11 protein-coding genes are annotated in these 11725 nt (G+C 36.2%); 3 read left to right on the top strand and 8 right to left on the bottom strand.

What is annotated here, in order from left to right:
* Nucleotides 1–34: 34 nt before the first annotated feature.
* Genes PSE83_RS06765 through PSE83_RS06755 form a run of 3 tightly spaced genes read right to left on the bottom strand, consistent with a single transcriptional unit; the run spans nt 35 to nt 1928 of the window.
* The gene (locus PSE83_RS06765) at nt 35–1153 is read right to left on the bottom strand and encodes a PTS fructose transporter subunit IIC (RefSeq protein ID WP_004256743.1); all 1119 of its coding nucleotides are present in this window, start codon (nt 1151–1153) and stop codon (nt 35–37) included.
* Nucleotides 1140–1460: a PTS fructose transporter subunit IIB gene (locus PSE83_RS06760; RefSeq protein WP_004256746.1), complete on the bottom strand. Its 321-nt coding sequence runs from the start codon at nt 1458–1460 to the stop codon at nt 1140–1142. Before PSE83_RS06760 ends, PSE83_RS06765 begins: the two co-directional genes overlap by 14 nt.
* Before the next feature lie 21 nt (nt 1461–1481).
* Nucleotides 1482–1928: a hypothetical protein gene (locus PSE83_RS06755; RefSeq protein ID WP_004256749.1), complete on the bottom strand. Its 447-nt coding sequence runs from the start codon at nt 1926–1928 to the stop codon at nt 1482–1484.
* A 931-nt stretch (nt 1929–2859) separates the two neighbouring features.
* Between PSE83_RS06755 and gpmA the strand changes: the two genes are divergently transcribed.
* Both gpmA and PSE83_RS06745 read left to right on the top strand, forming a co-directional pair.
* The gene (gpmA, locus tag PSE83_RS06750; protein WP_004256752.1) at nt 2860–3612 is read left to right on the top strand and encodes a 2,3-diphosphoglycerate-dependent phosphoglycerate mutase; all 753 of its coding nucleotides are present in this window, start codon (nt 2860–2862) and stop codon (nt 3610–3612) included.
* Nucleotides 3613–3776: 164 nt separating this feature from the next.
* On the top strand, nt 3777–4523 hold the full coding sequence (locus PSE83_RS06745) for a hypothetical protein (protein WP_004256754.1): 747 nt from the start codon (nt 3777–3779) through the stop codon (nt 4521–4523).
* Nucleotides 4524–4570: 47 nt separating this feature from the next.
* Here the strand turns inward: PSE83_RS06745 and PSE83_RS06740 are convergent, their stop codons facing one another.
* The 5 genes from PSE83_RS06740 to PSE83_RS06720 form a co-directional block, all read right to left on the bottom strand.
* Nucleotides 4571–5515, bottom strand: coding sequence for a hypothetical protein (locus tag PSE83_RS06740; protein ID WP_004256756.1), 945 nt, complete (start codon nt 5513–5515; stop codon nt 4571–4573).
* A gap of 203 nt (nt 5516–5718) precedes the next feature.
* The gene (gene aroG, locus PSE83_RS06735; protein ID WP_036957937.1) at nt 5719–6774 is read right to left on the bottom strand and encodes a 3-deoxy-7-phosphoheptulonate synthase AroG; all 1056 of its coding nucleotides are present in this window, start codon (nt 6772–6774) and stop codon (nt 5719–5721) included.
* 353 nt (nt 6775–7127) lie between these two features.
* On the bottom strand, nt 7128–7850 hold the full coding sequence (pnuC, locus tag PSE83_RS06730) for a nicotinamide riboside transporter PnuC (RefSeq protein ID WP_004256760.1): 723 nt from the start codon (nt 7848–7850) through the stop codon (nt 7128–7130).
* A 66-nt stretch (nt 7851–7916) separates the two neighbouring features.
* Nucleotides 7917–8957, bottom strand: coding sequence for a quinolinate synthase NadA (nadA, locus tag PSE83_RS06725; RefSeq protein WP_004256768.1), 1041 nt, complete (start codon nt 8955–8957; stop codon nt 7917–7919).
* 503 nt (nt 8958–9460) lie between these two features.
* Nucleotides 9461–10312 carry a hypothetical protein gene (locus PSE83_RS06720; RefSeq protein ID WP_004256771.1) on the bottom strand — a complete coding sequence of 284 codons (852 nt, stop codon included), beginning with the start codon at nt 10310–10312 and terminating at the stop codon, nt 9461–9463.
* A 420-nt stretch (nt 10313–10732) separates the two neighbouring features.
* On the opposite strand from PSE83_RS06720, the gene PSE83_RS06715 reads away from it, so the two are divergent.
* Entirely contained in the window at nt 10733–11602 is an 870-nt protein-coding gene (locus tag PSE83_RS06715; protein ID WP_164565423.1) for an aminoglycoside 6-adenylyltransferase, read from the top strand.
* Nucleotides 11603–11725: the final 123 nt, after the last annotated feature.

Below are 11725 nucleotides of genomic sequence, written 5' to 3'. Positions count from 1 at the left end.
AACACTGTACGACATTATTAAAATAACTCTCTAATTAACGACCGACTTTAAATTTAGGAATAGCTGTTTCTGTTTTTTTAGTTTCTATCGTTTCATTACCACGAAATATTAATAAAGAGCCAATAGTAATAATTGCAGATCCCACAGCAACCGATAATATATATATCGGCCATTTATCTACGGCTAACCACCCATAAAATCCCGAAATAGGAGCATGATTTATCGCACCTAGACCGACCGCCATAGCTGCACCTGTTGCTGCACCAATAATGTTAATGATAATAATCTTTGGATTAGCAAGAGCAAATGGGATCGCGCCCTCAGAAACGCCAATTAACCCCATTAGCGTAGAAGCTTTTCCTGCTTCTCTTAATGATTCAGGAAAACGTTTTGACCAAATTAGCGTTGCTAAACCGATCCCAATTGGGGGAATAATAATAGCAACTTGAGCTGCTGTATTTGGCTCGTAAATTTCCGATGCTAATAATGCCATTGCAGTGGTTACTGCGGCTTTATTAACCGGGCCACCAAGGTCAAATCCAACCATTGCGCCAATAACGGCAGCAAGAATTACTTTATTAGATCCCGACATTGATAAAAGCCATTGCTCCATACCATGATTAAGTGCCGCTAAAGGTGCACCAATCACAAATGCCATAATAATACAGGTGAGTAATGTACCACCTACTGGCAAAATAAAAATCGGTCCTGCTGATGCAAGTGATTTTGGTAATTTCGTATATTTAGCTAATAAACGTACAATATAACCAGCAATAAACCCTGCTGCTAAGGCCCCTAAAAACCCGGTGCCTAAATTACTTGCCAACAAACCACCGACCATTCCAGGCGCTAAACCAGGCTTATTCGCGATAGCAAAGCTGATATACCCCGCGACGATAGGTAACATAAGAGAGAGTGCTAATCCTCCAAAACCATCAAATTTATGAAGCACTTGGACGACGAAATTTGTAGCTTCCAGATGGCTAGAATCCCAAATATTATCAATACCATATAAAGATGCACCAATACGAGATATCCCCATAATCACTGCACCTGCGATAACAAATGGCAGCATCCATGACACACCCGTCATAATGGCATTTTTTATTTCCGTACCAATGCCTAGTTTCGATGTTCCATTAGACTGCCCCATTTTTCATTTCCTCCTCAATTGCATCAATAATTGCATCGCCATACTTGATTGGGTCTGCAACACTGCATTCAAGCTTAATCATCCCATTAAATCGCTCCTTATTAATAACAGCGACATCAGCAGCCAAAATGACCGCATCTGCTCTTGCTAAATCGTCACTGGTAATCTCATTTTCAATTCCCATACTCCCTTGAGTTTCAACTTTAATTTCATGGCCTCTTTTTTTTCCTATGATATCCAACGATTCAGCAGCCATATATGTATGAGCAACACCAGTAGGACAAGCCGCAACACAAACAATAAACATAACAACTCCTTAAAATTTAATTCAGACAATAAAAAAAGCACAATGGCATAAATGCGCATTGTGCTTTTTAAAGGCAGCTAAAGGTAAAGAAATAATATTTCCAGGTGCACCACTAGAATGACGACAAATCATTATGTGGCGCAAACTGGACACAAGGAATAAAAAGATCAATTCGTGACGTTTACGAATATTTAATGATATTAAAGGATTAACATAAGCATTTCTTTCTAATTTAGTTAAATCGCTATCAAATACAGAAATATAAAGCTTCTGTGCACTCTGCCATAACTGCGACCAATTAACTGAGAAATCATTTTCAGATTGATTAGAATTCTCAGATTCATCTTTTTCAAGGGAAGCAATTGGTACAAACCAGCAAATTTTGCTTAATAAAGCTTTCATTTTGCTATCAAGTGATAGCAAAAATAAAATGCAGCCTTTAAAAAATAAAGCAAAATGTAAAGACATAGTGTCCCCCTTTAGAAACTAGTACCATTCTAAACGTATAAAATAGAAAATTACTGTGATTCCACCCTCATTTATTAAATTAAATAAAAATTAAAATGCTAAAAATATTAATGGCTATTTTCATTCTTCAATAAAAACCTGATTATCAAAGATTTATCTAAAATAAATTTTTTAGATAAATAATAACCTCACTGAAAGCCTAAAAGTATAATAATCTAAGAATTTCGCAATACTATTAATTATTAATCTGAGCTTTTTATATTAATCCAATAGAAGCTATTTTTATATGTTTTTATATAGAATGCCATTTTTCTTATTGGCTAAATTTAAAGAGATACAATGAAACAAAAAAATCAAAAAACAATTAATTTAGGATAGAGAAATATAATAATTCGATTGATAGCCCTAAAGCACCTAAATGATATTACTCAATATAAGATTATAAAATAACGCATAAATAAACATTAAAAAATTCAACCTTATCAATCCATTAGTCACTTTCATGCTCATTTTTCTTAGCTATATCATTAAAAAATTTAGAGTGAATGCATCCTTGAACAAAAATCATACGAAAAGAGAATCTAATGCTGTAAAATTATAGATAGAAGCAATAATCTCCAATAACTCGTAAAAAACAACCATTACTGGTTCTTCTTGTTAGAGGTAATTGAGTGCTTAGATTGATATCTATCATGGGAATGCACAAACAATCATTTTACCACTTGCTGTATCGATTCAATTCGAGTTAAATTTAGAGTATCCACAGGATCTATGAACCTAGAAAACAAGTCATCACTCTCGTGTAAAATTTGTTTTTCGCATTGATAGGGAGAAAATGCAAGTTGCTACTAGCGTTCGAGTTGACTATCCCTATAATGTAGGTCAGCAATAATTCATTTTTAATTTGAGTGTACTGATAGGAGTTTTAGCTATGGCTGTAACTAAACTGGTTTTAGTAAGACACGGTGAAAGTGAGTGGAACAAAGAAAACCGCTTCACAGGTTGGACTGATGTAGAACTGTCCGATAAAGGCCGCGAAGAAGCAAAAATTGCAGGCCAACTGCTAAAAGACGAAGGTTTTGTGTTTGATTTTGCTTACACTTCCGTTCTGAAACGCGCTATTCATACTTTATGGAATATCCTTGATCAAGTTGAACAATCATGGCTACCCGTTGAAAAAAGCTGGAAATTAAATGAACGCCACTACGGTGCTCTGCAAGGTTTAGACAAATCAGAAACCGCGGCAAAATACGGTGACGAACAAGTTAAATTATGGCGCCGTGGTTTTGCTATCACACCTCCAGACTTAGAAAAAGATGATGAGCGTTACCCAGGGCACGATCCTCGCTACGCGAAACTGTCAGATAAAGAATTACCCGTTACTGAAAGCTTAGCAACCACTATTGAGCGTGTCGTTCCTTACTGGGAAGAAGTCATCAAGCCTCGCGTTACTAGTGGCGAGAAAGTCATTATTGCCGCTCATGGTAACTCTCTGCGTGCTTTAGTGAAACACTTAGACAACTTAAGTGAAGATGAAATTTTGGAATTAAACATCCCAACTGCGGTACCAATGGTTTATGAGTTCGATGAAAACATGAAACCAATCAAACGTTACTATTTAGGTAACCAAGATGAAATTGCTGCAAAACAAGCCGCAGTAGCAAACCAAGGTAAAGCGAAGTAATTATTAACTTTATCTCTAAATATTGAAGGGCTAAGCCATATGCTTAGCCCTTTTTTCTTATCCATTTACTTCTATTCCTCAAAAAAACTTAACTCACAGTGTAAGAAATCCCAATAACCGATTATTATAGGGAAAACACATTGAAAGGTTGATAAAACAATAAAATGAACAAATTTAATATGTATGTTTGGGTTGGCCTTGTACTTAGCGCCAGTATCTTGGGTTCCCTGCTGTATATGATCCAAGGTGGCGAATTAGTCGTTGATGGTTCAAATGGTGCTGCTAATGCCGAGCTGATGAAAACCTTAATGATCATTGCTTGTATCAGCTTCCCAGTACAAATTATTAGTATGATGGTGATGACTTATAAACCTCGATTATCCATTGTCCTTGCCGTACTCAGTAGCCTAGCATTAATGCCAATCACCATTGTATTTACCATGGGAATGATTTTCTCTGCGATCCGCTGGCGTTACCATCAGTTAACCCAATTTGATACCTCTTTAAATGTTCAATTTGACCAACGCGTTGAGTTCAACAAACGCAATAACCGTATTTTAGTTGTTGCACTTGGCTTAATCAGTATCACCTTTATTATATTAAGCCAAAGCTTAGGGATGTTCCTGTTTGTTTTCACCATTTTCCTTGGTTACTTTGGCAAAAAAGCGGGTGATGGTGTCTATTTAGCGATTAAAGACTCATATTTCTATATTCGCCCAAACATTTTCGCTTACTGTTATCGTATTCCATTAAAAGAGGTGGAATATACAAAAGGCGAGAAAGGCAAAGTACATTTTGATGTCCAGACCGATACTGAACGATTGCAATTAACGGCAACTCCGGCGAATGCAACACCTGAAGAACAGTCAAAATTGAATACCTTCATTAACCAAATTCAAAAAAAACAGTAAGTGGGCGACACAATGACTGCCGCTTGACAAGCCGGCAGTCGTTACGATTAATTTGCGTTAGGTATCATAGGTATTACAGGTGGAGTCAAGTTAATAATATTCACTTCATTAGGAGAACCTATACTAATAAAGTGATTATCTATGAACGAAACAGTCCATTCTCCCAAAATATCTACTGGAGAAAAACCACTATTCCCACTTAAATGAAGTGTACTATTAGGATTTTTAATTGCATATTCTTTAATAGTTTCATTAATAATAGAAACTATTCTTTTATCTTCTTTAACTTTATCTTTTAAACTTGATATAAATTCATTGTAATATTCAGTGCTAGGAAATGATTCTTTGTCCGATACATAGTCTGCCTCATATTCTAAAATTGATTTCTCAATGCGGGGGATTCCTTCCCGAATATATTTAACATCCTCCATATAATTATAGACATTATTGGAAATATATCCATTATCGTTATCTATTTCTGCATTCATTAAATTAAATATATATTCAACTTCATACTTGAAATCATTATTTAATTTAGGTCCAGAAATATTCGCTTTCAAATCATACCAAATTGCTGAATTCATTGAAGGATAATTTTTGCGAGACAAAATAGGCACTTCATCTAATTGACTTACCTTTTCAGCGAGAGGGCGGATTTGTTCTAAGATAGCCGTTCTTTTATCTGGGTTTTCAATGTACTCATTCATTAACTCAGATACCTTAATATTATCCTTATATTCACTTGCTCTTATGTTAAGATAATCATTTAACGAATCAATATATTTAAATGAATCGGTTTTATCTTTATCATTCCCCCAGCCTCCTCTAATGCTAATATCAATATCATTATTCAGCCTTACACGATCTTCCTCTAACTCTTTCCTAGCATTCATAATACTTTCTTGCATTATTTCTGCACTCTCTTTCAATTTATTAGAAAGCACTCTAAGATTGATTTCATAATTAATTCTTGATTTATCAGTTAATGCCATTTTATATACTCCTTTATATGAAAACTTAACTAACTTTAAAGAATGCCATTAATAAAAATGACAAAAAAAATAATAATGCAGCTTAGAATAAAAAACTAATTTATTTTTTGTATAATAAAAAATATAAAATTCCATCGTGCTGTATATATATAAAAAAAGCCAGATATTAAAATATCTGGCTTGATGTACTTATTATTCTTAAATTATTTATTTCGACGAGCGATCACCGCATCTGATAACTGACGCAATACTTTTTCAGTATCACTCCAACCAATACACGCATCCGTCACACTTTTACCGTAAACTAATGGCTCATCAGATTCGAGATTCTGGTTACCTTCAACAAGATTACTTTCAATCATAATCCCTGTAATCGAACGGTCACCTTGGCGGATTTGCTCGCTAACGTCCGTCGCCACTTCCATTTGTTTCTCGAATTTTTTGCAGCTATTTGCATGGCTAAAATCAATCATGATACTAGGCACAAGCCCCGCTTTCTCTAGCCCTTCACGGACTTCTTGCACATGCTTAGCACTGTAATTTGGTTCTTTACCACCACGTAAAATAATATGGCAATCTGGGTTTCCGCTGGTGTTCACTATCGCAGAGTGGCCCCACTTAGTCACTGACAAGAAACAGTGGGCTGAACGCGCTGAGTTAATTGCATCAATGGCAATTTTAATTGTGCCATCTGTACCATTTTTAAAACCAACAGGGCAAGATAAACCAGACGCTAGCTCACGGTGAATTTGTGATTCAGTGGTTCGAGCACCAATAGCTCCCCAACTCATCAAATCTGCCACGTATTGTGGGCTGATGACATCTAAGAACTCACCCGCGGTTGGTAAGCCTTGGTTATTGATTGTCAGCAATAATTCACGAGCAATACGTAAACCTTCGTTAATATCAAAGCTACAATCCATTTTAGGGTCATTAATTAGCCCTTTCCAACCTACCGTTGTGCGTGGCTTTTCAAAATACACGCGCATCACAATTTCCAGAGAACCTTTTAATTCCTCACGTAATTTACCCAAGCGCTCTGCGTATTCTAAAGCCGCTTTAGTATCATGAATCGAGCAAGGGCCAATAACTACCACTAAACGGTCATCTTTACCGGCTAAAATATTGTGGATTGCCAGGCGTGCTTCATGAACGGTAAACGCAGCTTTGTCGGTTGCTGGAAATTTTTCAAGTAGAGCAATTGGTGGTAATAATTCTTTTATTTGTTTTATTCTGACGTCATCGTTCTGATAATTCATACCTGTATATCCAATGTTTATTATTTTTACTGTAGTTGATTTACATGCCAAATTTATCCAAGTTGGCTTCGCCCGAACAAAGCGCAGAGTAGACAGCTGAATTCCTTCACTGTACTCGAAAGGATAAAAGATAATTAGCATCGAAATTTTAATCTAACCGTTCAACAGACATCTGTAAACAGGCAAGCGCACGATAAAACTAGGACTTTATTAGTAGTCAATTATAAAATGAGGTGAAATGTTGAAATTTAGCATGATAAGTAGGCAGAACTGGCATTTTTCAGAGCAAATAATAACTAAAACAGCTAAATGGCGATAATGCCACTTTAGCTGTTTTAGATGATTTTTTCTGTCTAAGTACGAGAAACAGGCAAAGAGCCGTTTTCTTTTGCTGATTTTATCCAAAGTCTAGAGCCATTTAGGGCGATACCTAATAAAATTAAGTATTCTAAGGACATGGCATAAACACCTTGAATAAAGAAAATTACAATACTGATGACGTTAATAATGACCCACAACAACCAGTTTTCTACATATTTACGTGTCATTAAAATCATCGCGACAACGGAAAGAATGGTCATCGTCGAATCCCAGAATGGGAAGGCATCAGGTTCTATTGCAGGCATTGCGAGGTTAGCGCCAAATAGATTTAATAACTCGACGGCCCATCTCGCCAGCACACCAAATACCGAATCAATATTAAATGTCAGATAAATAATAGCGATAACTGAAATAACCAATGTTATAGCTGCTTTTGGTAAGCTCAACCAACGAATTTTTAGCTCTGCTTGCTGCGAACTAGTAACTCTGCTCCATGCGTACCAGCCATAGATATTGGCGACAAAGAAAAATATCTGTAACAATAGATTTGCATATAGCTGAATTTGAAAGAAAATAACTGCAAACAGAGAAACGTTAATTAACCCAAATAGATAATTAATCGTTTTTTCTAGACTCGCAAGTAGAATACAAAGTAAACCAGCAATGGTCCCCACGGCTTCAATGTAAGATAAATCATAAACCGATCCCCAAAGCGGGATCTGCACTAACGTATTGGCTGTACTAAAGAAATCCATCCCAAAATCCTTTATAAGTGTTCGTTAATGTTGTATTGCTCAGTATTTCATTGAAATTGTATTTTATTATTTTAGACTCTCTGCAAAATCTAGCATCTTATTTAATGGTCGTAATGCTTTTTCTCGTAATATTTCACTGACTTGAATTTGATGGTCTTGCGAATTCCCTTCTAAGGCATCAGCAATCGCTTTTAAGCCATTCATTGCCATCCAAGGGCAATGTGCACAAGTTCGACATGTTGCGCCCTCACCAGCTGTTGGAGCGATATAAAGCGTCTTCTCCGGGCAAGCTTGCTGCATTTTGTAAAAAATACCTTTATCCGTCGCCACTATCATCGATGGGTTAGGTAAATTTTGTGCTGCTTTAATTAACTGACTTGTAGAACCGACCGCATCTGCAAGGTCGACTATCGCTTGTGGCGACTCAGGGTGAACCAATACCGCAGCTTCAGGGTATAGGGCTTTCATTTTTTCTAATGATTGTGTTTTAAATTCATCATGAACGATGCAAGCCCCTTGCCAACACAGAATATCAGCCCCGGTTTGTTGTTGGACATAACGCCCAAGATGGCGGTCTGGAGCCCAAATTATTTTTTCACCTAAGCTATCAAGGTGCTCTATTAATTCAACAGCAATACTGGATGTGACTACCCAATCAGCCCGAGCCTTTACTGCTGCTGAAGTATTAGCATACACCACCACAGTCCTATCTGGATGCTCATCACAAAAACGGATAAATTCTTCTTCAGGGCAACCTATATCAAGGGAACATTGGGCTTCTAATGTTGGCATTAAGACTTGTTTTTCTGGGCTGAGAATTTTTGCTGTTTCGCCCATAAATTTCACTCCAGCAACAACTAAGGTAGATGCCGAATGTTTAGCCCCAAAACGCGCCATTTCAAGTGAATCTGCAACACAGCCCCCAGTTTCTTCTGCAAGAGCTTGAATTTCAGGATCAGTATAGTAGTGTGCAACGATTACCGCATTTTTCTCCACCAATAGCGACTTAATCTTCTGCCGATAAAATTCTTTTTCATCCGAGCTTAATCGTGCTGGTTTTGCTGGGAACGGATAAACTGACTGGTCAAAATCGATAAACACGCTCATTAGTTGCCTCTGTTTAGCAAAAAGCGATTTTAATAGTTAAATCAAGCTAAAAACCGCCTAACCTTACAATTTTTGTTTTATATACTAAACACGATACGCTAGTTTACCCAATAAGTCTTCACTATTTTTACTTATCTAGCATCATTTCCTCCCTATTACCCAATTACCTCAAAGGGTATACCAGACATCAAAGCAAAAGTTGATTGCTCTTTGATTTATCAATAGATAGTGTTTAATTAGAAGGTTAATTTGTATATGTAATAGGGAGCGTACAAGTTAATTTTACATAACCCAAACAATTCAAACTGTGGTATGCGACAAGGGAAATAGACGGGATGCATAGATAAACTCTGTGACTCGGCGAGCGTAGCCTAGTCACTTATACCTCAACGAAAAGCGCTGCAACTTGAAGAATTACGGTTATAAATGTCATGAAATGAAAAAGTAACAACCTACCTACTTGCATTGTAGGCAGGTATGATGAATCAAAGGAAGATATGCAACTAATATATTGGTATAGGTAGAAGAATGGATTCTATAATATTATCATGACTTACTACATTAGATAGAATTTGCTCTCTGCTATAAAGTCCTGCAATATTATCTGTTAAATTACCACCATCAATATGCCATTCTGATTTTATTTTATTTTTATTACTGATAACCTCACCTTCTTTAGTATTATCTTGTATTAATTTATCACTCGACATGTCCATTTCTTGTCTATATTCATCAACAATTTTAAGTTCATCATTCTCAAAATTACTAGTATTTAAACTCTCATCTAATTGGTTATTATAATGTAAATATTCTACCATATAAGATATATCATTTGCAGTGTATCTTACTTTAGCCAAGGAACCGTGAAAAGCTAAAGTATCCCCTTTAGCATCAATGACCAACTGGCTAACCCTGGCATCAGACTTGGATAACAGTCGGTGTAATCTAGAACCAATATATGGATAATTACGAATTTTTTCTGTCACATTATCATAATCCTCAGCGATGTTTGGTGTAATGTTTTTTTTCTCTGCTGGGTTTTTAATATAAAAACTTAAGTTATCTTGCAGTTTCTGATAGCTATTTAGACCATCCTTAACGGTATCAATATAATCTTTAATTCTATAAATATATTTTTTAGATTGAACATATTCAGAGTATGTTAGTTTACTTTCAAACAGATCACTTTCGGCATCGAATATACTCTTACGTTTAGTTTCTGTTTTTAATATTTTTTCAGCTAACTCACCTAGTTCTGCATGAAGTTCTTGTATAATTCCATTCATATATTCATAATGTTTTTTTAATTCCAAAAAACATTCATCTCCGTTTAGTTCCTTTGTTCTCATTCCCATTTTAATTCCCTCTTAAAAAAAACAAATAATAATTTGTTAAGCAATTAAATACAAATTTCATATTAATATATAACAGAGGAAATAATACCTTATAAATATAGTTACAAATAATAAAATACAGAGTAATTTCAGAGTGCTTTCAAAAAGTAAAACTTAAAGTAAATTCAGATTAGCTATATCATCATTGTAATCTTTTTCATCCCCATGTTTAATGTAATATACTTTTAGCGATTAAGGCAATTTTGGTACTAACACAGCCGAATTTCTGATACCTCTCCTATAAATGTTAACGACTTTCCCTCACTTTAGAAAAAACTTAGTCATTTAAGTACTCTTTTCATACTTTTTACGTTTGAACCTTCGCTTTTCTACCTCTTTATCGGTATCGTAGCCATCCTTACTTAATTCATTAGGTCAGTTATGGAATCACCTGCATTATTAATAAATAAAATTATTTCAGTTTCATTGCTCGATCCAAGAATTGAAGCCGTGGTATTAACCGGCTCTCGAGGGCGAGAACAACATATCGATAGTTATTCTGATATTGATATCGAATTGATTGGCCACGGGGTGACAGAGCTATTCCAACAAACACATTGGATTAATAACTTTGGTACCCCCTTGGCTGCTCTTCATTTACTTAACGAAGAAAATGATGCGCCAGACTGGCCTACTTGCTTGGTGATCTATGAAGAAGGCCGCAAAGTTGATTTCACTTTTGCAGAACCTGAGCGTCTCGAAAAAATGAAGTGTGAAGGTTTAGATGCGACATTTTCACGGGGCTTTACTGTTTTATTGGATAAAACAGGGATCGCTAATGAGCTGCCTGAAATTGCCAATTCAACATCTTTACAGCCAAAGCCTGTTAGTGCCTCTGAATTTGCCGAGATAATCACCGATTTTTGGCATGAGGCTCATCAAGTCGCCATCGCACTCACACGAAATGAGCTATGGGTGGCATGGTCGCGAAGTGCAGATATGAAGCAGTATTTTCTCACACTAGTTGAAAACCTAGTTTCTCTGCAAGGTAAGCATGTTTGGTATAAAGGCCGTCAATATCACGAATGGATGCCTAAACCCTATATCGAGGCATTGGAGGTCATTTTTAATTGTGGAACGGCTCACAGCGCTTCATTGTCTCTTCAGTGTTTGATGCGCTGCTTTAATGAAGTAGCTACCGAGCTCGCTAGCCTTCAAGGCTTCAATGATATGCAGCTTATGGCAGAAAAAATGCAAGAACTGCTTATTGGCATTTTGCAGGATAACGCCCTACTCCCTGAAACACTGTAAAATAAGATAAATATAAATGAAGCACAGCAAAGGAATGCGGTGCTTTTATTGTTGTGAGCGATTAGACAACTAAGTACTTACTTAGGTAAATATTACTTGGATTGCTTGCTTGATAATGGCTTG

The organism is Providencia sp. PROV150, assembly GCF_028481025.1.
GTDB lineage: Bacteria > Pseudomonadota > Gammaproteobacteria > Enterobacterales > Enterobacteriaceae > Providencia > Providencia hangzhouensis.
This window is presented reverse-complemented; position numbering and strand designations above follow the sequence as displayed.

Coding starts and splice junctions, on each gene's coding strand:
- PSE83_RS06765 (WP_004256743.1), bottom strand. CDS start 1,153: ATGGGGCAGTCTAATGGAACATCGAAACTAGGCATTGGTACGGAAATA.
- PSE83_RS06760 (WP_004256746.1), bottom strand. CDS start 1,460: ATGTTTATTGTTTGTGTTGCGGCTTGTCCTACTGGTGTTGCTCATACA.
- PSE83_RS06755 (WP_004256749.1), bottom strand. CDS start 1,928: ATGTCTTTACATTTTGCTTTATTTTTTAAAGGCTGCATTTTATTTTTG.
- gpmA (WP_004256752.1), top strand. CDS start 2,860: ATGGCTGTAACTAAACTGGTTTTAGTAAGACACGGTGAAAGTGAGTGG.
- PSE83_RS06745 (WP_004256754.1), top strand. CDS start 3,777: ATGAACAAATTTAATATGTATGTTTGGGTTGGCCTTGTACTTAGCGCC.
- PSE83_RS06740 (WP_004256756.1), bottom strand. CDS start 5,515: ATGGCATTAACTGATAAATCAAGAATTAATTATGAAATCAATCTTAGA.
- aroG (WP_036957937.1), bottom strand. CDS start 6,774: ATGAATTATCAGAACGATGACGTCAGAATAAAACAAATAAAAGAATTA.
- pnuC (WP_004256760.1), bottom strand. CDS start 7,850: ATGGATTTCTTTAGTACAGCCAATACGTTAGTGCAGATCCCGCTTTGG.
- nadA (WP_004256768.1), bottom strand. CDS start 8,957: ATGAGCGTGTTTATCGATTTTGACCAGTCAGTTTATCCGTTCCCAGCA.
- PSE83_RS06720 (WP_004256771.1), bottom strand. CDS start 10,312: ATGGGAATGAGAACAAAGGAACTAAACGGAGATGAATGTTTTTTGGAA.
- PSE83_RS06715 (WP_164565423.1), top strand. CDS start 10,733: ATGGAATCACCTGCATTATTAATAAATAAAATTATTTCAGTTTCATTG.